Below are 20555 nucleotides of genomic sequence, written 5' to 3'. Positions count from 1 at the left end.
GGACGCAGCCTGGGAACGAGATTAAATAATAAAGGAAAAAGGCAATGAATCTACCTTGGATAGAGCGGTTAGGCGACTGGAATCCGCAGCTGTTGCGAGAACTAAAAGGACACCTAAAAAACCGTAATTTACTAATAGCAGTTAGCATATCTCTGCTAACACAGTTTTTACTACTGACCTATCTCTACGAACAGGCGCATTATTCTTTTTGGGAGAGCTTATTCTCTACTCTCAACTGGATTTTGCCGCTTATTCTTTTGCTGGCAGGTGTCTATATGTTAATCACTGACCTCGGCAAAGAAGAACGTCGAGGCACCCTAAATTTTATTCGGTTGAGTCCCCAATCTAGCCAAAGTATTTTGATTGGCAAGATGTTAGGAGTTCCAATTATAGTTTATTTGGGTGTAGCTCTTGCAGTGCCGTTGCATTTGTGGACTGCTATTAGTGCAGGTGTTCCTTTTATTTTTATTCTCAGCTTTTATCTCCTCATAGGCGCAGGTTGCTGTTTCTTTTACACTGCTGCTCTGCTCTATGCTTTTTTAGGAGGATTTCAAGCTTGGGCAGGCACTTTTTTGAGCTTTGTATTTGCTTGGCCTTTGCTACAAATACTAAATTTTGCTATGGACTTGGTGAGGAGTAAGGATTTCGATTTAACCAGCATCAATATTTACAGTTTGCAATGGTTCCACTTACCACTTGGTAGTGTAGTGTTGGCCGAAGGTTTTATAATGCTGAATTTTGGTTTGTGGACTTACTGGATTTGGCAAGCATTAAACCGACGTTTTTCTAATGCGAATGCTACTTTAATCAGCAAAAAACAAAGTTATTGGATAACGGGTTGTTTTGAAGTTCTGCTTATAGGATTCTGTCTGCAAAACAATGTTTTGAACCCAGCAAGAACCTCTGATTACGGGTTTTTGTCACTATTGACCTTAGTTTTTGAAATAATAAACTTGCTTTGGTTTGTAGGGTTAATTGCTGCTTTGTCACCTCACCGTCAATCGTTGCAGACTTGGGCGCGTTACCGCCGAGAAAGGGTTTCTAAACGCCGAGGGTTCTGGAAGAGTGATTTAGTTCAGGATTTGATTTGGGGTGAAAAAAGCCCAGCTGTTGTAGCAGTGGCGATTAATTTGGGAATTAAAACAGCAGTTTGGGGGGCTTGGATTTTATCTTGGCCGGCAAATTCTGAGAAGATGCAAGCAATTTTAGGTTTGATACTAAGTCTAAACTGGATTTTGATTTACGCAGTTATAGTTCAGAGTCTGTTGTTTATGAAAACAGATAAGCGATCGCTCTGGGCTAGCATGACTGTAACAGCTTTGATTGCATTCCCCCCGGTCTTTTTCGGCTTGCTGTCGATGCCATTTTATAAAAATCCTGGTGTTTGGCTGCTTACCGCTTTTCCTTTGATGGCTGTAAAAGAAGCCTCCGTGATTACTGTTTTTATGGTGATCTTGGGGCAATGGAGCGCTATGACATTGTTAAGCTTACAATTGAGGAGACAGATGCGGCTGGCTGGTGTATCTGCATCAAAAGCGCTGTTTGCTAAATAATCTGTTGTTGATTGGCTGACCATGATTGATAGCGATCGCTCTTTGCAAATAAAGACGCGATCGCTATATAGTAATCCGGGGTAAACGCATCTAAATTAACTTGACAATAGAAAGTAGATGTGTTACCTAAAAAGCTCACTGCTGGCGAATGACATCAATGGCACTCTTGAGCGAATCAATATAAGTTTGTTCTCTTCGCATTACCAACTCCAGTACCAGGCGTTGCATAATCTGTTCGCGACTAGCAGCTTTGTCGCCCAGAGTTGGTAAATCAATATTCTCACACTCAGCCAGCTTTTCGCGACGTGCAGCTAGCTGCTGTTCTAGCAGATTAATAATCGCATCATTTGATAGCTGTGCAGCGAAATACATTTGAATGAGTAACGGTTCTCTTACCGTTGCTAAAGGCTGAGGACATTGAAGCCACCGGATTAATTCAGCTAGTCCTGCCTCTGTCAAACTGTAAACTTTGCGATTGGGGCGATCGCTCTGAATTTCTACAGTACAGGTAATCCAACCTTGCTCAACCAGTTTATCCAGGGTTCTGTAGATTTGTGCTTGGTCTGCGGGCCACAAGTGAGCAATACATCCATCGAAGCAGCCTGTTTTCAGGTCGTAACCCGTCCTCTCTTGTTGCTGAAGTAAACCCAGAATTGCGTGTGCCAGAGACATAGACGGTTTTCCGAAGAATGAAGTAGTGGAAGCTCTATTGGTTACTTATGATCTTATGCTAATATATGAGTAATCACATATAGGAGCAATCAAAGTAAACGAAATGAATGATGTGCTCCGACAAAGAACCTAAAGGCATCAGCTTCTTGCCGTCTGGGGTTTATGACCTAATTTAGATAGGCTTTCATACTCTGCAAGTGCTGGTTATCCGCATATTCTTCGCCAGGGTTCTGATTAAACTGAAAACTAAGGCATCAAGGAGACAGTTGATGACGACTCAAATACGAACGATGCGAACGGTTGCAGGCATCATTAACAGTGTCGAAACGCTGGAGGGTGAAGGGATGCTTGTGCGTCGCCCATTCCCCAAAAGCAGCTTTTCCCACTTCGACCCCTTCCTCCTCCTTGATGAATTAGGGCCGGTTGATTTTGAGCCAGGTCAAGCAAAAGGAGCGCCGGATCATCCCCATCGGGGCTTTGAGACGGTTTCCTATGTCCTTGAGGGGCGCTTGGAACACAAAGATTCACAGGGTCATGCAGGACAGTTAGGTTCCGGTGATGTGCAGTGGATGACAGCAGGAGCGGGTGTTGTGCATTCAGAAATGCCAGAGCGGGAATTTGCCCGGACTGGCGGACGGCTTCACGGACTGCAACTTTGGGTGAATCTGCCTCAGCGGGACAAGATGATGAAACCTCGTTATCAGGAAATCTCGGCGGAGCAAATTCCCACGGCTCAGACTGATGATGGCTTGGTAACGGTAAAAGCGATCGCTGGAGAAGCGCTGGGAGTGAAGTCAGCGATCGCAACGCAGACTCCGATAATGTACCTGCACTTCACGCTCCAACCAGGCGGAACAGTGGTTCAGCCGGTGCCAAAAGAATACAATGCCTTTACATACGTGCTAGATGGAGAAGGTTTGTTTGGTGCAGACAAGGAACGTGCAGGAGATGGGCAGATGGTGTTGTTTGCACAAGATGGTGGGGAAGTAGCGATCGCCAATCCATCAAATGCGCGATCGCCATTGGATGTGCTGCTCATTGCAGGCGTACCGCTAAACGAGCCAGTTGTCCGCTACGGGCCATTCGTGATGAATACCGAAGCAGAAATTGTTCAAGCGATTGAAGATTATCGTAACGGGAGGATGGGTTCAATTGACTTCTAACACACTTTTACAACGAATACATCAACATCAATATCTGCGCGATCTGCGGAACAAATTGCTGCACCTCCACCGGATGTTGCTTGACACAGAACGCATCACCTACGAACAGGTGCGCGGACGAGTCTCAAACACAGAACTTCTTCAACTCGTCATTGAGCATGAGCAATTTGCTTGGCTGCATCGCATTTCGGAGCTAGTTGTGCAGATTGATGAAATGCTCCAAGCTGATGAACCCGTATCCCTGGAGGATGTCCAGAATTTGATTGGATATGCTCGCACGCTGCTAACTCCCTCAGAGATAGGCAATGGGTTTGCCCGGAAATACTACAACGCTTTCCAGCGCGAACCTGGTGTTGTGTTGGCACACGCAGCGGTATCAGAGCTTCTTGCATCTGATAAATAAGGACAAGTGAACGAAAAGCACCGCGAAGTAACTTCGCGGTGCTTTTCTATGGGTACGGAAATCTTTGAGAGTCCTTTAGTGCAAGCAAGGATCTAGGCTTCATTTGAGAGAAGTATGCGATCGCTTGAGCAGCTTTTGGCATCTCTTCAGACAGGCGCTGGGCTTTACCCAATCGCACTTACCGTTACAAAACAGAAAATCTGCTTTCGCTAAATCGCTGCTTCAGGTTTCCACTACTCCGCATTTGCCAAATTCAGCTAAGCAGGTTAATCTACAAGATTAGGATAAAACTACATGAATTTATATTAAAAATATGAGAAAGCGCTGCCTCGGCTGCATTTGCAGTAATGTAGGCTATTCCAGTAGTTATTGTTATAAAAATGCTAAGTAACCTTCTTAAATAAAATCGAACTTTATCTTATAACTTTTGCATAAACTCCACTTAACCTAAATTAAACTTATAGCTTTATTAGTATAAAGGATATCCAGTATTTCTGCGGCTCTTCGCTCAACGAAGTGGGTGTATGCCTAAAGGTACAGACAAATTATTAGAATACCCTTTATAGTTGTTAACAAGAGACAAAAAACTAGGTAAAAAACTTGGCTAATATCGTAGATACCGCCGTTCAGGCTGGTTCATTTAACACCCTAGTTGCTGCCGTCAAAGCTGCTGGTTTGGTTGATACACTACAAGGCGCTGGTCCCTTCACTGTGTTTGCGCCTACTGATGAAGCTTTCGCTAAACTTCCCGCAGGTACAGTAGATTCCTTGCTTCAAGATATTCCGAAGCTTAAGCAAATCCTGACCTATCATGTCGTTTCCGGCAAAGTGATGGCAGCTGACGTAGCTAAGCTAAAGTCAGCTACTACAGTTCAGGGTTCAGATGTGAAAATTGATGCTTCCAATGGTGGCGTCAAGGTGAATGATGCAACAGTTGCAACAGCCGATGTTGCTGCTGATAATGGTGTCATCCACGTCATTGATACAGTATTGCTTCCTGCGTAAGTAACGCAAGAAATAGTTAATACTCTGTGTGGGGCAGCGATTATTTATAATCGCTGCCCCACAACTATTTGAATAGGTTTACTCTATGGGAAAGTTGCGAGTACATTTCTCAAGCGATTCTTAGGGTTAATATGCGATCGCGTTACGCTGACTCGTCAGTTCGCATAGGCGAATATTGACCTGATACAACTTACGAGAAGAACCGCTCATAATCGTCGTGGCTACCGATCCAGAACCATGTAACTGTATCGCCTTCTAATACTCCAAGCGCCCGATAACCTCGCGTCACTCTAACAGACCAAATATCCTCTTGGCTATTGATGCACTTGAAATGCAAAGATGGGTGAAATGGATTCTTTGCCCACAGACGATAAGCTTTCCTGGCACTCTGCCTGAGATCATTACTTAACTGCCGATATTCAACCCAAAAGGAGGGAAGGGCTGCCGACTTCATAGTTGGTCGTAGTCCATCACAGTAGCTTGCCCTTCAGCAATCTCCTGTTTGGCACGTTTTGCAGCAGCAATAAGGTTTTGTTCTGTTCTCTGGAACGATTCATTCCATTGAATTTCATCTTGCAAGTCGTCAATATACTCTCGAAGATGCTCTGCAACTTTCTCCTGTACATCAACAGGCAAAAACTCCATCATCTTTACTACTGTAGCGATCGCTGCTGATGACATAGTGTGCTGCTCTCACTTGACATTCTGTATTCTAGTATGAGCGATCGCGCTTCTACGTGCAGCGAAAATTTAGCAAGGATGCGATCGCGTTGCGCTGACTTGTCAGTTCGCGCAAGTTTATTTGAAGTTGCGATCGCTTTGGCTGGAGATGGAGGCGATCGCTGTTGAAGGGAACTGAGAAGTCATGCTGAGTGTCATACAGGTTAAAGCATCGCACACTCCAATCTTTTTTCCTTTTATTAATAGAAACCGACCATGAAGACTCTGCTACTCGCCGGTGTATTCACTTCTTTTTTGGCGTCTAATCCCTTGAATGTGTCCTCAACGAATACCCCTTCTCAAGCAGACTGGTTTCGTTTCATCGTTCAACCCGGTACGCCTGGACAACAGTTAAACCGTCCTTTGGTGAGTGCAAGAGGCGGCGCGGGAAATATTACGGTTCGTGCAGACCTATCTACATCAACTCCTTGTCAGAAGCTCAGCGGTGCGGCGGAACGGAAAGGCAATAAAGTGACGATGCGCGTTACCATCCGTCCACCTGAGACTGGTGGATGTATCCTCATGGTCGGCAATTTCCGCTATGAAGCTACTCTTAACAAGCTTACCCCTGGCAAGTACCAGGTTGAAGTAATCCACGAATATCCGGATAGGGGTTCGTTAAGTGAGACAGTATTCAAGCGTAAGGTGAGCGTAAGATAAGACAGAAAATCTTCCACGAAGAGCGATCGCTTGCGTTTGTTTGAGGATGCGATCGCGCTTCTACGTGCAGCGAAAACTTAGCAAGAATGCGATCGCGTTGCGCTGACTTGTCAGTTCACATAGCGTACTATAGTCTAGTCATGCGGCTTATGACCTATTAAGTCATGCCTCAACGAGATGCGATCCATAACATCATCAGGCAAGCTCTCATCAAAGAGGGTTGGGAAATCACGGACGATCCCTATGTCATATCTTATGGTGAGAGATTTCTGTTTATTGACTTAGCAGCCAAATTAGATGCCGTCAGCGGTATTGTAGGGCGATTTATTGGTGCGAGACGCGGTAGTAGTCGAATTGCAGTTGAAATCAAGGAATTTCGAGGCAATTCGGCAATTGCTGATTTGGAGCAAGCGATTGGTCAATACGTTCTTTATCGACTTCTACTTGAACAGGTCGATCCAGATCGTGAATTATATCTTGCTATTGCAGACACAACCTTCGACGGGATTTTCAGCGAACCGATTGGAGAGTTGGTGAAGCGTGAGTTACCGATGAAATTGCTTATTGTAAATATAGCGGTGCAAGAGGTGAAGCAATGGATACCACCACTCAAGAACGGGACATTGTAAAGCAAGTAATTCAACGATATGCTCAGTTTAAGCCTTCTCACGGTGATATTCGGCTCGATACGGTATTTGACGACACGCAAAACCGCTATGTGCTGATGCAGGTGGGTTGGGATAGAGGACGACGAGTTAGAGGCAATTTAATTTATGTGACTCTGAGTGAGGGTAAGGTTTGGGTGGAATATGACGGAATGGAACAGGGAATCACCAAAGACTTAATCGCCGCAGGCATTCCAAAAGAGCGAATCGTTCTTGCATTTCTGCCTGAAGAGCAAACTGCCGCAACGGCTTAAACTCAAAGTATGGCCAGGTAGCGATCGCGCTTCTATGTGCAGCGAAAACTTAGCAAGGATGCGATCTCTCTGTTTGTTCGGGTTTGCGATCACGTAGCATAGTGGAGGCGATCATCGCTTCATCCAAGTTGAGTCTTTTTTCATCACCAGCGAATTTGCTAAGTGGATTAATCATGCATTCTACCTAGCTTTGTATTGCTGTCCATACAATAGTTGTGTTAAAACTAACATAGGATTTTAGTACAAAAAGCTCTGATGTCATAAAAATCAAGCTGATAAGAACTATACAAATTATTTTTTGTTTAGATTCTACACGCTCAAATCTATGATTTTCGCTCATTTATTCTATCTGAGACCTAAAACATCTACCTACGATAATTATGCTTTTAGAAACTTTAGCAGCTAAATCTGTGGAGTACTTTATATTGCAAGTTACAGGAGGTGCCTTGCAAAAGCTGGGAGCTGATTCAAAAGATTACCTTCAAAAATTAGTAGGTGTTATATATACATACTTTGCTGCTAGGAAAGAAGTTCAGGAGGCTACACAAAATCCGGAAGCACTAAAAGCAGCAATTATACGAGAAGCTCCAAACAATATTGTTTTTCGAGAAGAATTAGAGAGTCTAGTCAGTAAGCTCATTCAAATAGAAGAAACTCAAAATAGTGGGACGGTTAACCAAGTCTCTAGTGGTTTCGGAGCAAATATTAATGCTCCACAAAATCAAGGTTATATAGCAGGGGAAAACCAGTACTTTCGTTGAAAAACTGCATGTCCATCTTACTCCCAGCGCCGAACCACCGAGTACAGAAATCCCTGAACACTTGAGGTTTAAATCTTTTGGGAGAAAGTTATGTAATTATGTAACAACTTTATTATTCTTATTCATAGCGTTAATTGCTTGGTTTTTCCTTGGATTTGCTGCAAATCATGCTTTTCCCTTATGGCTTAGTGAATCTTTAATAAGCTATCTGTTCAGTGGTTTTAAGGTGCATAAATGGACACTAGACAAGGCACTTGATCAATCCCTGAACGATGTTTGGCAAGGAATTAAAACACAGCTTAGTAATATTCCTACTTCTAAATCAGTTATTGCAACAGGCAATAGGGGAGAAGCTAGAGAACTAAATAGGCTTGATTCTGGATACTGGCTACTCATAGCAGCGATCAAATTACTTTCAACAGGCATTGAGCCTTCTGACAAAAGCTTAATTGATTGGAAGTTAAGTGAATTAGATGAACAACGAGATGTCATTCTTGATAGGTTGCGGCCTCTCAAGAGTAAACATTATCGATGGTTGAGTCAGCTTCAAACCATCTGGAACTCATGTTATGAGGTTTTTACTCTTAAAGCTGTAAGACGAGAAAGAGAATTAAAGAAAATTGAAAAAATATTTAATGATTTAGTTGGTTTATATCTTCAACAGGAACCTTCTTCAAGAGAGGTTATACAAGAAATGCTAGAAGTATTGGATGAAAAAGTGACAAATAATCCAAAAATTAAAACCCTATACAAGGCGTGGCGTTTAATTAATTGGGTTTACTCGTATATAGAAAAATCAACCGCAGTAATTACTGAAGATCCAATTTACAAAAAGTATCCAGTTAGGGCTTTACGGGGGAGACCTCGTTACCATCTTCCGAATGGTTGTAGGCTTTATCCTCGTGTTGAAAAACCTGAAAATAGTGAAGGAATTAGGTTCTTTAAAACTGTTGAAGAAGCTAGATCCGAAAATTTAGATTTATGTGGAAGATGCAAAAGTATTCTCAGGAATGAATAATCTTTTTTGTAGTTGTTAATCAACTTAAAGAAGAATTTTATAAAATTAAACAATACTTTTAGAGACTAATAGGAGACGCTAGCAAAGTAAAATGTCCTTCCATCTGGCGGCATTACACTCCCTGTTAAACCCGTGTCTTACGACTATTTGGTACAAGTTCAGGCTACTTTCGTGTACGATGTTGACCAGGAATCGCTCCTGAAATATACCCCAAATCTGTCTGTGCGGCTGAACAATAAACTTATGCTCATGCGAGAGGATATGCAATCAGTCTTTACCTTCAAGCTGCGGACTGCTAACAACTAGCATGATTTTAGTTTTTGATTACTCTAGCTACTTTGAGCCGCTGATGTAACTGGAGCAGATAGCAACCCTGACATCTCTAACACGCGGTCTGACCAAATTTTAGCTTGTTGGGCAACTTTCGTTCGTTGTACATCATCTGCCCAAATGTTTGACCAGTTTAGTTGCCAACGAGCCAATTGCACTTGTAATTCAACTAACTCTGCTGCAATATCTATTCCAGCATCGATTGCTGTCCACTCGATAAAAAACTTGCTTTCCTCTATCAAATGGGCAACGGCATCGCGGTTGAGGTCGTTATTAGAAAATGACTGAATTCGAGCTAAGTTTGCAGCGAGTTCTCCTAAACGAGTGGGTACAGATTCACGCAAATAACGCTCTCGCTTTGTAGTCCAATCTTTCATACGCCTCCTAATAACTCCTGAGTAATTTGGGCAACTTGCTCTCGAATGCCTGAGTCAAGAATCTCCATTGAGCGATTATTTTGACGAGGGCGGATATTAATCAGCGATTCATAGAATACTTCCTGCGTCAATGGGTTCCAACTCGCTCCCCATATATTTTCCTGCCTACTCCCATCTTCCAGCAACACGGCTTCGCAATCTGCATGAAGCTCCCCACCACCTGCAAGAATGCCACGCTCGATATCTACTGCTAGTTTAATGTAGAAACGATGAGCATCCAGCATTTCATCAATTTGCGCCTTTGTAGCGCGATCGCGGATGATGAGAATCATTCAAAGTCCATCTGAGTAAATCGCTCCATAGTTTATCAGGGGTGGGGACGTGGAAGCGATCGCGCACTCTGGATGTAGACAATGAACAGTGAGAGCGATCGCTCAAGATTGAAACTGGAACAATAACCAAACATTCAGTTTGTCATAATTTATTTACCGACTTAGCCAAAAGGTCTATCCCAATAGTGTAATTTGCGAACCTAGAAACAATGATTATGCAAGCTGAAGATAAAAAACTTTACACAGATGAAGAATACCTTGAGTTTGAGGTTAACTCAGAAGAACGGCATGAATATATTAATGGTGAAATTGTCCTGATGACTGGTGGAACCCCAAATCACAATCAAATTACTGGCAACTTTTACGCGGCGTTGAATTTTGCGCTCAAGCATCAACCTTATCGAGCATTCGTCACCGATCAGCGTCTTTGGATTCCTAGAAAACGCATCTATACTTATCCTGATGTCATGGTAGTTCAGGGTGAATTGCAATTACAAGAAGGACGGCGAGACACAATTACTAACCCCTTGATGATTGCTGAAGTGTTGTCAGCATCTACTAGAAGCTATGACAAAGATGCAAAATTTACCGCCTATCGTACCATTCCCGGTTTTCAAGAATATCTCTTAATTGACCAATACACTATGCACATTGAGCAATACTTCAAAACCGAGCAAAAACGCTGGACATTTATTGAGTATGACGATGCCAATGAAATAGTATCTCTAAACTCCCTTTCGTTCCAAATATCGCTGGCAGATATATATGACAAAATTGAGTTTGAGTCATTAGAAGTAAGCACCTGAAGATATTATTGCTGAACTTATTTCAATGTCTTGATTTTTGCTAATAGCGATCGCGCACTCTGGATGTAGAGGATGAACAATAAGAGCGATCGCACTTCTACTTGTAGTTAAAATCAACCAAAATGAGCGTTATCCTCATTCACGCTGGCGATCGCAATATCACCCGAATCGCTTAGGGAGTAGAAACAAAGCAGTCGAGAAGTTTTCGGGCAATGCTTAGTTTAGGAGGAATCAGCGGTAGACTGTCTTTACTAAACCAAGCAGCATCTTCCAATTCTTGCGGGTCGATGACGATATCTCCACTCGCATAGGTAGCTGTGAATCCAATCATCAGCGAGTTTGGAAAAGGCCAAGGTTGCGAACCAAAATAGCGAATATCCTTGACTTCTATCCCAACTTCCTCTCGGACTTCGCGCATGATGGTTTCTTCGAGTGATTCTCCCGGTTCCACAAATCCAGCAATCAAACCGTACATTCCTGCTGGAAACCGAGAAGCGCGAGCTAACAATATCTCATCACCACGGGAGATGAGTACAATCACCGCAGGCGAGAGACGAGGATAATTGACTAATCTACACTTAGGACAACGCTTGGCACGTTCGTTGGGTAATTGGGTTGTCGGAGTCGCACATTGTCCGCAATACTGATGGGTGCGATCCCATTCCATAATCTGAATCGCACGACTGCTGAGCGCATACAAGTCTTCGTCTAAAGTGCCGTACAATTCGCGCAGTCCTTGCAAAGTCATGCCATCGGCTATCACCGCATCTTTGGGTAGTTCCGCCGAGTAACAAGGTCTATCATCTAAGGTGCCGAGAAATTGCGATCGCACGGGTATCAAGCCAATCTCGGTTAGGCTGATTAGATTGGGAATATAGCTCACCGTTCCTTCAACGCGAACCAGCAACTTATTTCCCGCAAATGCAAACCACCAAGCGGGTTGAGATTGTACTTCCGGTGGAGCAATGCCAGGGATGAAGGTTCGATGCATATTTAATCAAGTGCGATCGCATAGTGTGCCGCAGGCGATCGCTTTTATCGTATCACCGCCATTCAGCACCTAGCCGATCATTGTGACCGCGGGCGTTGAACAATAGCAGTCACAATGCCGATGCCGAATGCTCCGAGGATTGCAAAGCCTAATAGTAACTGACTACCTTCAAAGATTCCAGCACCAGCAGCGACCCAAAGCGGTTTGGCAATCACAATGCTGACGATGAGGGCTAAGAAATAGCTTTGCCAACGCATTGTAGTCATTCCGGCGGCATAAGCGACGAAATCAAATAGTCCAGTCATCAAAAGACCCGTCATTAGGAAAAAGTTGCCTTCTAAATGTTGTTGAGCCAAACGATCGACTTTTTCCATAAATTGCTGACCGACAAATCGCTCTACTAAACTCCGTCCATAACGACGAGCAATATAGAAATTGAACGTACAAGAGGCTAAATCTGCCAACGCAACCACTAGCAATCCTTGCGCGAACCCAAAAAGACCTCCGGCTAAAATTGCGTAAGCCGTACCTGGAAGCACTGGCACGATGATACTGGTAAAGCGCAGCCCAAACACGATTGCGGGTGCCCAGATGCCAAACCGATCCACCTGTTCTCGAACTTGCTCAATCCCAAATTTGTTGAGCAGCCAGATTGCTAAAGTAATGAGAATTCCAATCGCAAACCAGCGCAGAATTTTTATCCAGTTGTATTTCATACGGCTCAACTACTCGAATCCTCTCTGGTATGGTTGCATGAAAGCGATCGCACCGTGATAGAGCGATCGCAGTTGAAGGGAACTGAGAAGTTATGGTGAGTGTCATTCACAGTAAAGTATTGCGCTCCAATCTCTTTGCTTTTATCATCGGAAACCGACAATGAACACTTTGCTACTTGCCAGTGTATTCGCTTCTGTTTTGGCATCCAATCCCTTGAATGTGGTCTCAGCTGACACATCCTCTCAAGCAGACTGGTTTCGTTTCGTAGCTCAACCGGGCCCCCTTGGGGAACAGTTAGAACGTCCTTTGATGAGTGCAACAGGTGGAGCGGGTAGTATGGCGATTCGTGCAGAGGGGTTATCTACCCCCTATCCTTGCCAGAAACTAAGCGGTGCGGCGGAACGGAAGGGCAAAAAAGTGACGGTGCGCGTTACCATCCATCCACTTGAGGGTGGATGTATCGCTACAGAGGGTAATTTTCGGTATGTAGCTACTGTTAACAAGCTTACCCCTGGCAAGTATCAGGTTGAAGTAATCCACAAATACCCAGGAACTGGTAGGTCAGGTGGAACGGTATTCAAGCGTAAGGTGAATGTAAGGTAAAAGGCAATCGTCATACTGACCTGGGATAAAGCGCTACATCTGGTACTTCCCTTTAATCAGCAAAGAAGTCTATCACCGCATCTTTCGCCAGTTCCGCCGAGTAAAAAGGTTTATCGTCCAGGGTGCCGAGAAATTGCGATCGCACGGCTTATCGAGCCAATCTCTCCTAAACTGATAAGATTGGGAATTGTGCTGAGTGTCCCTTCTAGTCGAACCAACAGCTTATTGCCGACAAATGCGAACCACCACGCAGGTTCAGATTGTACTGGAGGTGGAGCGATGCCGGGGATGAAGGTTCGATACATATTCAGTAGAATGCCGCAAAGCCTATGCGCCTAGGGTGCCGTAGGCAGTCGCCTTCATCGTATCATTGCGATCGGAACATCATTTCCCTTAGCAACGGAACATGGCGTTGCTATATCGCCGTGAATATCTTGGCATCATGATGAATTATTGTTGTTTAAAGCAGGGGGAACTTAAATAATGCGATGTGTAATTAGTAGTCGTGCGGGGCAAGTTTTGGCAAGGGGCCGCCTGATTCTTCACAAGAGCGATGATGGGGAATTGCGATTGAATTTGGAAACCGAGGGAGGGAGGTTGCTTGAGGGCGGAATCATTGATCCGGATGGAGATATGGCATCAGCCAGTGAAGTGTTATTTCGTCAATTCTTTGAAGTTTGGGGTATGAGCGATTTGACCTTGAATGTAACAGTCCGATAAGCGATCGCTCACAGACAACTTCCTTGAGTTCTTGCTCCAGACGTGGGACTACTTCAACAGATGCGTATGTCTGAATTTTAGTATGAGCGATCGCACTGATGCCTACGTGCAACGAAAATTTAGCAAGGATGCGATCGCTCTGTTTGCTTGAGGATGCGATCGCTCACAGATAACTTGCAATTCTTTTTCTCTTTGAGTTCTTTCTAGCGTTTATTAGTGGGAATCATTCAAAGTCCATCTGCGTAAGCCGCTCCATAGTTAATCAGGGGCGGGGCGCAGGGAGCGGCGCTCAAGATTGAAAATTGTAACCTTCAACGATGAGAGCGACTTTGTGTTCTTAAAGCTTGATAAATAGATACAGCAGCAAGCCCCTCCAATGCTGCCATATTCCCAGTACGAGCGGTGCAAACCCATATGCAGCTAAACTCTAAAAGAAGGTTTCCCAGAATAATTATTAGTGCAGCAGTCAATACCAGCTTTGTGAAATGTTTAGGTACAACAAAAAGCCCCAGCAAAATTAAGCCAGTGATCGTAGACCCGGTAAAGCCTTGCTGCCATTCTACAAACTCCCGAAATTGCAACGTCTGCGGGAGCGCGATCGCTTTGACAGGCATAAATATCGCTAAAAGCAACTTTGCCGACCCCACCCCAAAAATCCAGCCATTAGCGGTCGATAAACGTTGTTGGGGGTTAAGTATCAACCCCGGCAAATCCCGCCCATCCAAACTCAGGTGTAGGTATGGCTGAAACCCCATTCCCAAGATTTTGAAACTTGGAATCTGCTTAATCTTTAACCGCGAACCGTCCTTTAGAACAAATTCATGTGGTTTGCTAAGTTTAGCTCTGGGAATGCTGCCAATTTCCTCACCATCTAAGCGAATTACAATCTCTCGGCTAAAAAATCCCCAGGGAATTGCCAAGCGTGGGGGTTCGCCTTCTTCCAAAGCATAGAATTCTTGCTGATCGAACATAACAAGGCTAATAAATCTTGCTAGTTTTTGATTTTAACTGCGGGAAAGATAAATTGATGCGATCGCACTTGCAACGCCAACCAATTTTCCAATTATTAGCACAGCATAGCTCACAGAAAGATTGAACCGCTAACATTAAGATATCCGACTCGAAGAAGTCGGGTATCTCGGTTACACCAGATGAATCAACGCCTCAACAAGTATCTGATTTTGCTCATCAGTCCCCACTGTAATGCGAAGTTTATCCTCTAAACCAGGTTGCTTGAAGTAGCGCACTAAAATTCCCCGTTCCTTTAGCGCCAGATAAATTTGCTCTGCATTGCCTTTGGGGGGTTGTGTCAAAAAGAAATTAGCTTGAGAATCCCACAGCCGGTATCCCAATTGCTTGAGAGCTACCCCTAAAGTTGTCCGCGATCGCTTCACCTTTTCGGCACACTCGTTTTTATAAGCTTGATCGCGCATCGCCGCCGCACCAACCAAACAAGCGATCACGTCAATGTTGTAGCTATCTTTAACCTTAAATAACCCGCTCAAAAGCTTTGGATTTGCAATCCCAAAGCCCAGTCGCAACCCCGCCAGAGAATAACCTTTAGATAACGTGCGGATTACAATAACATTTTCAAATTCCTTCACCAAGGGCAACGCCGTTTCGCAAGCAAAATCAACGTAAGCCTCATCAACAACTAAAACGCCAGACAACCTCGCCGCCAACTGTCGAATCTCGTCAATGGGAACAATATGCCCTGATGGACTATTGGGCGTTGCAATAAACGTCACCGCACCGTTTACCGCCACCAATTCTTCAATTGGCAAACGATAATCTTCCCCATAGGGAATTTCGACACGCTCCGCAGGCTGGATATCCGTCAATGTACGATACAGTACATAAGTCGGCATCGGATAAACGACCTTGCGCCCCGACTCCGCACAAGCACGCACTACAACATTCAGCAATTCATCGCTGCCATTGCTAACAATAATCCACTCGAAGGGAACCTCCAACGCTTGTGCGATCGCAAGGCGAAATTCGTTGGCGTAAGGATCTGGGTAACGTCGCAGCCATTCACTATCCAGGTTTCGCAAAACTGCGATCGCATCTGGTGAAGGCGGATAAGGATTCTCGTTGGTGTTCAGTTTGATGATATTTGTCCCCGGCTTGGGCTGTTCGCCGGGAACATAGCCAGTCATCGCCTCAACACTGGGGCGGAAGTAGGTAGTCATGGACTTTGCTGCGTGTGAAAAAATTAATTATTGGAAGCAGAAACCAGCTAACACAAGCGGTAAGACTATAAAGGCAAACACAATCAGAACAACGGTTCCCTCATCAATGTCGATAGTATTCTTCTGGCGATCGCGCATCTGACACCTTCTATAAAATCTGCATATTTATTCAGGCTAAAGGATGTTGGTTCGTTTCTCCAAGCCCCATCAGATTGATAATTACTGGCCGCATAACAAGACTTTTGGAAGCTTCATCAATCAACCTTTTGGAAAATCACCCAGAACAAGATAGCAATCTTTATAGATTGCTCTTTGCAAACTCCTCGCACCAGCAATACAATCGGCTGTAGGGTGAGATGTTGCTGAAAGACCCTGTAATTAAGCTCTCATTCCCAAGATTCTGATTTAGAGACGCTGGCGCGAACACCCTCATGCTTCAACCAGAACAAGTAATTCACAATCGTTACCAACTCAAGCAAAAACTAGGACAAACTGCTGGGCGACAAACCTGGCTGGCAGAGGATATCTCTGTGCCAGATGCTGAACCTATCGTAGTGAAGTTATTGGCGTTTGGCGATGAGGTGCAATGGGACGACGTGAAATTATTTGAGCGGGAAGCGCAGGTACTCCGACAACTAGCTCATCCCCAAATTCCCAAATACCGGGATTCGTTCTCAGTTGACGACCGCCTGCTATCGGCTGTAGGGTGAGATGTTGCTGAAAGACCCTGTAATTAAGCTCTCATTCCCAAGATTCTGATTTAGAGACGCTGGCGCGAACACCCTCATGCTTCAACCAGAACAAGTAATTCACAATCGTTACCAACTCAAGCAAAAACTAGGACAAACTGCTGGGCGACAAACCTGGCTGGCAGAGGATATCTCTGTGCCAGATGCTGAACCTATCGTAGTGAAGTTATTGGCGTTTGGCGATGAGGTGCAATGGGACGACGTGAAATTATTTGAGCGGGAAGCGCAGGTACTCCGACAACTAGCTCATCCCCAAATTCCCAAATACCGGGATTCGTTCTCAGTTGACGACCGCCTGCTCTGGTTTGGGCTAGTGCAAGATTACATCCCCGGTTCCTCCCTCAAACAATTGCTGGCTCAAGGCAAACGCTATACGGAACAACAGGTACGCCAGATTGCGGCTGACATCCTCCATGTACTGACCTATCTACATGAACTCAGTCCGCCTGTCCTGCACCGCGATATTAAGCCCAGTAACTTGATCTGCGGCGAGGGCGATCGCATCTATCTGGTTGATTTTGGTGCGGTACAAGACCGAGCAGCAAGGGAAGGAGCCACTTTTACGGTCGTTGGTACTTACGGCTATGCGCCAATCGAACAGTTTAGCGGACGGGCGGTGGCGGCTTCTGACTTATATGCTTTGGGTGCGACGCTGATCCATTTGCTAACTGGGATTTCTCCATCTGAGTTGCCTCAGAAAGACCTCCGCATTCAATTTGCCGATCGGGTGAGTCTCACTCCCCGCTTTGTGCAGTGGATTGACAAGGTTGCCGAACCTGATGTAGCAAAACGGTTTCAGACTGCTCGACAGGCGTTAGAGGCATTGCGTGCCGATAGCAGCATTTCCTCAGATAATAAGTCCGCGGCGCGATCGCCTTCTACTTCCCAACACAGCGAACTTGAACCATATAAGGAGCGAGCGCTAACACCTCCATACAATAGCCGAATTGAATTGAATCAAACTGCTGATGAACTGTTGATTACAATTCCTGGCGCAAGCCTCTGGAATCTTTTAATGTTAATTCCGATTGCGATCGCTCTGATTGCCTTTGTCCCAATTGTGACATATTCTATTGCGGTAATCCCTATTGAATTTAGATATATTCTCTTTTTTCTCCTAATTGTTATCACCATTAGCGGAAGCGTTTCTTGGGAATTCTTGCCAACCTTTGTACAGTTTAATCGATCACAGTTCTCCATCTACCAACGTCGTTTCGGCTTCACTAGGACGAGGATACGCGGTTCAACGGCGGACATTGAAGATGTGTTCCACACGATGAAAACGGTTCGGAATGGAAAAGAGAAAAGGGTAGTCACGATCCAGACCAACCGTAGAGAATATTTCTTACCTGAAGGAATGAGTAGGGATGAATGTAGCTGGTTAGCTAATGCGATCCAATACTGGCTGGATTTACGCTAACCCTGTTCAATTAGCGCGATCGCATTCATAGAGGTGAATGGTAGGAGGGAGTGCAGTTGCAAGTTGGCTACATCTGTGCGCCAGGGAACTTCATTTTGAGCATCCGCAATTGGCACAACCTCCTACCTTTAAGAGCAAAGATGTCGTTTTAACGACATTACTTTTTGAGTGCCTTTTCCACCAAGTCTGGAATTTGAGAAGGACGGTCTGCTATGGGGATTTTCGCTTGCTTAAAAGCGGCAATTTGGCGCTCTTCCGGTGTTAGTTCAGATGCTAGTCCATCTCGCTGAGAGGCGAACATCATTTCCCGATGCCGAAGACTAATAGCATTCGCGTGACCTATTAGTTTCTTTTGAGATTTACGGACTGCAAGGTAAGCAATTACTGGTTTGTCAAGTTCCTCAACAATGTATTTAGCAGCCGTATCTTCACAGGGTACACCGATATGATTGACTAAAACAATTGCCTTAGTGTTTTTATCCGCAGCCAAAATTTGCAACCACTGCACAACCGAAGATCCGACAATTGGATCGCTGCCAATGCTAACAGCAACCGACTGACCGAGATTTGCTTGTGTCAATTCCCAAGCAACTTCATAGGTTAGAGTTCCGGTGCGACTAATGATACCGATGTTACCGGGGGTATAAAATTTACTTTCGTGGGTGCCTAGTAAAATTTTCCCTGGAACAATGATGCCTGAAGAGCTGCTCCCTAGGACGAGGGTTTTGGTAGCTTCTGCCTTTCTCAGCAGTTTTACCATGTCCAGGGGAGGGATACCACCGGTGATGAGAATAATTTGTCGGATGCCAGAAGCGATCGCTTCTAGTGCTGCATCTAACACCTCATAAGCTGGTACAAAAATAATGGTAGTGTCAATCGCACCGACTTCCACGATTGCCTGTTCTACCAGGTCAAAAACTGGTATGCCGTGCAACAGCTGCCCACCATGTCCGGCGCTCGTTCCGGCGACTATATTTGTACCATAGGATTTCATCCGAGCGGCGTAGATTGAACCTTGTTCTTCCGAAATGCCCTGTACCAGGATTTTATTGTCTGGCGTTACATTCATGTTTTAGCAGTGGACTTTGCTAGAGAGACGGCTTGAGCGATCGCATCCTCCAGGTTATCGATCCAGTTTACAGGCATTGAGGCGAAATGCTCGCTTGAATAATCAATTTCGCTCCCAAGCAGGCGCACGATAAACTGGGGAAGACTTTTTTGCTCGTATCTGCGATCACTTCCACGGGGGCGAAAGCGGCGAGTTGCCTGCGAAGGAAGTTCTGGAATATCGTTAACTTTTCGTTGCAGGTAGTTGACAATTGATGAAGCTACTTCTTCATTAACTGCGACACTACCGACAATATTAACCAGTAAAACTTTGATATTCTTATTTTGAACAAAGCGCTCCAACTCTTGTTCAAGCTTTTCGCCGCGAGATGCTGCACTTAAATCTCCACTTGCCTCCTCACTCACACTCAGGCATAAACGAGGCGAACCGCCAGCGCGAGTTACTAAATCGGCCATTGCGATCGCTAAATCGCTACCATTGCACAGAATCCCAATGTTGCCGTCTCGGTTTACCCAGTTGAGACTTGATTGAGAAGCATTATTGTAAGTTTCTAGTGGCGTTTCTTTAGTCATCTCTGACTCTGGCATTTCTGCTGCCAGCATTGCCAGATCCGGGTGACGGTTGAAAGCAGCATCATTAACAGTAATTTTGCCATCCAGCGCCATCACTTCACCTGTGGCGCTAACACCCAGAGGATTAATTTCCAATCCATCCAAGTCTTTTTGAACAAACAGCTGGTACATTTTTTCTAAAATGCAGCTGACCGATCCGATAAGATTACCTTGGAGTCCCATTTTCACCGCGAGACGGCGGGCATAGAAAGGGGAAAATTCTTCATCGACTATAACTTGCTGCATTTGCTCCATCACTGCTTCCACATTCATTCCTCCCTGAGAGGAACCCAGCAGCACTGGGCGACGAGCGTTATAGTCTAGTGTTACTGCCAGATAGAATTCGCGGGTGACATCATATTTTGCTTCTGCCAGCAACACTTGGGGATACTCACCGAGAATTGGCAGATTAAAAATTGCTTGAGCGGCTGCGATCGCATCTATGGTATTTTCTGCAAATCGCACACCTCCAACTCTACCCCGTCCACCAGCACGCACTTGAGATTTTAGGACAACCGGATAGGGAATCTGTAACCTCTTCAAATCTCTCGTATGGTCGATGCGTTGCGAGGGCAAAACTGGAATGCCCATTTCGCGAAATAATTCTTTAGCTTGGTATTCTAATAAATCCATAAGTTGGGGATTGGGGATTGGGGATTGGGGATTGGGAATTGGGAATTGGGGAGGAACAGGGAACAGGAATTGGGGATTGGGGAAGAGGAAAAGCCTTACCTAGTCCCTAGTTCCTAGTCCCCAGCCCCTAG

At 44.9% G+C, this 20555-nt stretch carries 30 protein-coding genes and 2 pseudogenes; 16 read left to right on the top strand and 16 right to left on the bottom strand.

Going from position 1 to position 20555, the window contains the following annotated elements; translation table 11 throughout:
• Positions 1-44: 44 nt before the first annotated feature.
• Positions 45-1553 carry a hypothetical protein gene (locus H6F63_RS15140; protein ID WP_190638429.1) on the top strand — a complete coding sequence of 503 codons (1509 nt, stop codon included), beginning with the start codon at positions 45-47 and terminating at the stop codon, positions 1551-1553.
• Here the strand turns inward: H6F63_RS15140 and H6F63_RS15135 are convergent.
• Together H6F63_RS15135 and H6F63_RS15130 are read right to left on the bottom strand one after the other, a co-directional pair.
• Complete coding sequence (locus H6F63_RS15135; RefSeq protein WP_190638428.1) at positions 1546-1692, bottom strand: hypothetical protein; 147 nt, start codon at positions 1690-1692, stop codon at positions 1546-1548. The two genes, H6F63_RS15140 and H6F63_RS15135, sit on opposite strands and share 8 nt — an antisense overlap.
• A complete protein-coding gene (locus H6F63_RS15130) occupies positions 1689-2225 on the bottom strand; it encodes a PadR family transcriptional regulator (protein ID WP_190638427.1) in 537 nt (178 codons plus the stop codon). The genes H6F63_RS15135 and H6F63_RS15130 overlap by 4 nt, the downstream gene beginning before the upstream one ends.
• A gap of 269 nt (positions 2226-2494) precedes the next feature.
• Here H6F63_RS15130 and H6F63_RS15125 point away from each other — a divergent pair, with 269 nt between their 5' ends.
• The 3 genes from H6F63_RS15125 to H6F63_RS15115 all read left to right on the top strand — a co-directional run bounded on the left by H6F63_RS15125 (position 2495) and on the right by H6F63_RS15115 (position 4796).
• Positions 2495-3388 carry a pirin family protein gene (locus tag H6F63_RS15125; protein WP_190638426.1) on the top strand — a complete coding sequence of 298 codons (894 nt, stop codon included), beginning with the start codon at positions 2495-2497 and terminating at the stop codon, positions 3386-3388.
• Positions 3378-3791 carry a hypothetical protein gene (locus H6F63_RS15120; RefSeq protein WP_199298054.1) on the top strand — a complete coding sequence of 138 codons (414 nt, stop codon included), beginning with the start codon at positions 3378-3380 and terminating at the stop codon, positions 3789-3791. Before H6F63_RS15125 ends, H6F63_RS15120 begins: the two co-directional genes overlap by 11 nt.
• Before the next feature lie 600 nt (positions 3792-4391).
• Entirely contained in the window at positions 4392-4796 is a 405-nt protein-coding gene (locus H6F63_RS15115; protein WP_190638425.1) for a fasciclin domain-containing protein, read from the top strand.
• A 190-nt stretch (positions 4797-4986) separates the two neighbouring features.
• Here H6F63_RS15115 and H6F63_RS15110 read toward each other — a convergent pair whose 3' ends face one another.
• Together H6F63_RS15110 and H6F63_RS15105 are read right to left on the bottom strand one after the other, a co-directional pair.
• Entirely contained in the window at positions 4987-5250 is a 264-nt protein-coding gene (locus tag H6F63_RS15110) for a hypothetical protein (RefSeq protein ID WP_190428887.1), read from the bottom strand.
• Positions 5247-5477, bottom strand: coding sequence for a hypothetical protein (locus tag H6F63_RS15105; RefSeq protein ID WP_190638424.1), 231 nt, complete (start codon positions 5475-5477; stop codon positions 5247-5249). Before H6F63_RS15105 ends, H6F63_RS15110 begins: the two co-directional genes overlap by 4 nt.
• Before the next feature lie 3 nt (positions 5478-5480).
• On the opposite strand from H6F63_RS15105, the gene H6F63_RS15100 reads away from it, so the two are divergent.
• The 4 genes from H6F63_RS15100 (at position 5481) to H6F63_RS15085 (ending at position 7095) form a co-directional block, all read left to right on the top strand.
• Positions 5481-5645, top strand: a complete 165-nt coding sequence (locus H6F63_RS15100; RefSeq protein WP_190638423.1) for a hypothetical protein — start codon at positions 5481-5483, stop codon at positions 5643-5645.
• Positions 5646-5732: 87 nt separating this feature from the next.
• Complete coding sequence (locus tag H6F63_RS15095; protein WP_190638422.1) at positions 5733-6176, top strand: hypothetical protein; 444 nt, start codon at positions 5733-5735, stop codon at positions 6174-6176.
• A 164-nt stretch (positions 6177-6340) separates the two neighbouring features.
• On the top strand, positions 6341-6805 hold the full coding sequence (locus H6F63_RS15090; protein ID WP_190638421.1) for a XisH family protein: 465 nt from the start codon (positions 6341-6343) through the stop codon (positions 6803-6805).
• The gene (locus H6F63_RS15085) at positions 6772-7095 is read left to right on the top strand and encodes a XisI protein (protein WP_190638420.1); all 324 of its coding nucleotides are present in this window, start codon (positions 6772-6774) and stop codon (positions 7093-7095) included. Before H6F63_RS15090 ends, H6F63_RS15085 begins: the two co-directional genes overlap by 34 nt.
• Before the next feature lie 49 nt (positions 7096-7144).
• On the opposite strand, the gene H6F63_RS30565 is transcribed toward H6F63_RS15085, so the two are convergent.
• On the bottom strand, positions 7145-7270 hold the full coding sequence (locus H6F63_RS30565) for a hypothetical protein (RefSeq protein WP_277876421.1): 126 nt from the start codon (positions 7268-7270) through the stop codon (positions 7145-7147).
• Between the two features lie 205 nt (positions 7271-7475).
• On the opposite strand from H6F63_RS30565, the gene H6F63_RS15080 reads away from it, so the two are divergent.
• The 3 genes and pseudogenes from H6F63_RS15080 to H6F63_RS15070 all read left to right on the top strand — a co-directional run.
• Positions 7476-7856, top strand: a complete 381-nt coding sequence (locus tag H6F63_RS15080; protein WP_190638419.1) for a hypothetical protein — start codon at positions 7476-7478, stop codon at positions 7854-7856.
• Positions 7857-7917: 61 nt separating this feature from the next.
• On the top strand, positions 7918-8874 hold the full coding sequence (locus H6F63_RS15075; protein WP_190531085.1) for a hypothetical protein: 957 nt from the start codon (positions 7918-7920) through the stop codon (positions 8872-8874).
• Positions 8875-9006: 132 nt separating this feature from the next.
• A pseudogene (locus tag H6F63_RS15070) lies at positions 9007-9177 on the top strand (threonine ammonia-lyase, biosynthetic); the annotation flags it as partial.
• 26 nt (positions 9178-9203) lie between these two features.
• Here H6F63_RS15070 and H6F63_RS15065 read toward each other — a convergent pair.
• Genes H6F63_RS15065 through H6F63_RS15055 form a run of 3 tightly spaced genes read right to left on the bottom strand, consistent with a single transcriptional unit; the run spans position 9204 to position 10043 of the window.
• Positions 9204-9581 carry a hypothetical protein gene (locus H6F63_RS15065; protein ID WP_190638418.1) on the bottom strand — a complete coding sequence of 126 codons (378 nt, stop codon included), beginning with the start codon at positions 9579-9581 and terminating at the stop codon, positions 9204-9206.
• The gene (locus H6F63_RS15060) at positions 9578-9913 is read right to left on the bottom strand and encodes a DUF5674 family protein (protein WP_190638417.1); all 336 of its coding nucleotides are present in this window, start codon (positions 9911-9913) and stop codon (positions 9578-9580) included. Before H6F63_RS15060 ends, H6F63_RS15065 begins: the two co-directional genes overlap by 4 nt.
• Positions 9870-10043, bottom strand: coding sequence for a hypothetical protein (locus tag H6F63_RS15055; RefSeq protein WP_190638416.1), 174 nt, complete (start codon positions 10041-10043; stop codon positions 9870-9872). The genes H6F63_RS15060 and H6F63_RS15055 overlap by 44 nt, the downstream gene beginning before the upstream one ends.
• A 79-nt stretch (positions 10044-10122) precedes the next feature.
• Here H6F63_RS15055 and H6F63_RS15050 point away from each other — a divergent pair, with 79 nt between their 5' ends.
• Positions 10123-10719, top strand: coding sequence for a Uma2 family endonuclease (locus tag H6F63_RS15050; RefSeq protein ID WP_190638415.1), 597 nt, complete (start codon positions 10123-10125; stop codon positions 10717-10719).
• A 172-nt stretch (positions 10720-10891) separates the two neighbouring features.
• Here the strand turns inward: H6F63_RS15050 and nudC are convergent, their stop codons facing one another.
• The 3 genes from nudC to H6F63_RS15035 form a co-directional block, all read right to left on the bottom strand.
• Entirely contained in the window at positions 10892-11710 is an 819-nt protein-coding gene (gene nudC, locus H6F63_RS15045; protein ID WP_190638414.1) for an NAD(+) diphosphatase, read from the bottom strand.
• A gap of 77 nt (positions 11711-11787) precedes the next feature.
• Positions 11788-12426 (bottom strand): VTT domain-containing protein, encoded by a 639-nt coding sequence (locus H6F63_RS15040; protein ID WP_190638455.1) that lies wholly within the window; start codon positions 12424-12426, stop codon positions 11788-11790.
• Positions 12427-12431: 5 nt separating this feature from the next.
• On the bottom strand, positions 12432-12587 hold the full coding sequence (locus H6F63_RS15035) for a hypothetical protein (RefSeq protein ID WP_190638413.1): 156 nt from the start codon (positions 12585-12587) through the stop codon (positions 12432-12434).
• Between H6F63_RS15035 and H6F63_RS15030 the strand changes: the two genes are divergently transcribed.
• Positions 12587-13030: a hypothetical protein gene (locus H6F63_RS15030; RefSeq protein ID WP_190638412.1), complete on the top strand. Its 444-nt coding sequence runs from the start codon at positions 12587-12589 to the stop codon at positions 13028-13030. The two genes, H6F63_RS15035 and H6F63_RS15030, sit on opposite strands and share 1 nt — an antisense overlap.
• Before the next feature lie 110 nt (positions 13031-13140).
• Here H6F63_RS15030 and H6F63_RS15025 read toward each other — a convergent pair whose 3' ends face one another.
• Positions 13141-13335: a hypothetical protein gene (locus tag H6F63_RS15025; RefSeq protein ID WP_190638411.1), complete on the bottom strand. Its 195-nt coding sequence runs from the start codon at positions 13333-13335 to the stop codon at positions 13141-13143.
• 178 nt (positions 13336-13513) lie between these two features.
• On the opposite strand from H6F63_RS15025, the gene H6F63_RS15020 reads away from it, so the two are divergent.
• The gene (locus H6F63_RS15020) at positions 13514-13750 is read left to right on the top strand and encodes a hypothetical protein (RefSeq protein ID WP_190638410.1); all 237 of its coding nucleotides are present in this window, start codon (positions 13514-13516) and stop codon (positions 13748-13750) included.
• A 311-nt stretch (positions 13751-14061) separates the two neighbouring features.
• Here the strand turns inward: H6F63_RS15020 and H6F63_RS15015 are convergent, their stop codons facing one another.
• The gene (locus tag H6F63_RS15015) at positions 14062-14721 is read right to left on the bottom strand and encodes a hypothetical protein (protein WP_190638409.1); all 660 of its coding nucleotides are present in this window, start codon (positions 14719-14721) and stop codon (positions 14062-14064) included.
• Between the two features lie 171 nt (positions 14722-14892).
• Positions 14893-15942, bottom strand: coding sequence for a histidinol-phosphate transaminase (gene hisC, locus H6F63_RS15010; RefSeq protein WP_190638408.1), 1050 nt, complete (start codon positions 15940-15942; stop codon positions 14893-14895).
• Between the two features lie 431 nt (positions 15943-16373).
• Here hisC and H6F63_RS15005 point away from each other — a divergent pair.
• Both H6F63_RS15005 and H6F63_RS15000 read left to right on the top strand, forming a co-directional pair.
• Positions 16374-16637, top strand: a pseudogene (locus tag H6F63_RS15005) (serine/threonine protein kinase); the annotation flags it as partial.
• A 91-nt stretch (positions 16638-16728) separates the two neighbouring features.
• Complete coding sequence (locus H6F63_RS15000; protein WP_190638407.1) at positions 16729-18111, top strand: serine/threonine-protein kinase; 1383 nt, start codon at positions 16729-16731, stop codon at positions 18109-18111.
• Positions 18112-18268: 157 nt separating this feature from the next.
• Here the strand turns inward: H6F63_RS15000 and H6F63_RS14995 are convergent, their stop codons facing one another.
• Both H6F63_RS14995 and H6F63_RS14990 read right to left on the bottom strand, forming a co-directional pair.
• Positions 18269-19180 (bottom strand): CoA-binding protein, encoded by a 912-nt coding sequence (locus H6F63_RS14995; protein ID WP_190638406.1) that lies wholly within the window; start codon positions 19178-19180, stop codon positions 18269-18271.
• Positions 19177-20424: an ATP-grasp domain-containing protein gene (locus tag H6F63_RS14990; RefSeq protein ID WP_190638405.1), complete on the bottom strand. Its 1248-nt coding sequence runs from the start codon at positions 20422-20424 to the stop codon at positions 19177-19179. The genes H6F63_RS14995 and H6F63_RS14990 overlap by 4 nt, the downstream gene beginning before the upstream one ends.
• Between the last annotated feature and the right edge of the window lie 131 nt (positions 20425-20555).

This window comes from Trichocoleus sp. FACHB-40 (assembly GCF_014695915.1).
GTDB classification, from domain to species: Bacteria; Cyanobacteriota; Cyanobacteriia; order Cyanobacteriales; family FACHB-T130; genus Funiculus; species Funiculus sociatus.
Note: the sequence above shows the minus strand (reverse complement) of the source record. Positions and strands in the feature narration are given on the sequence as shown.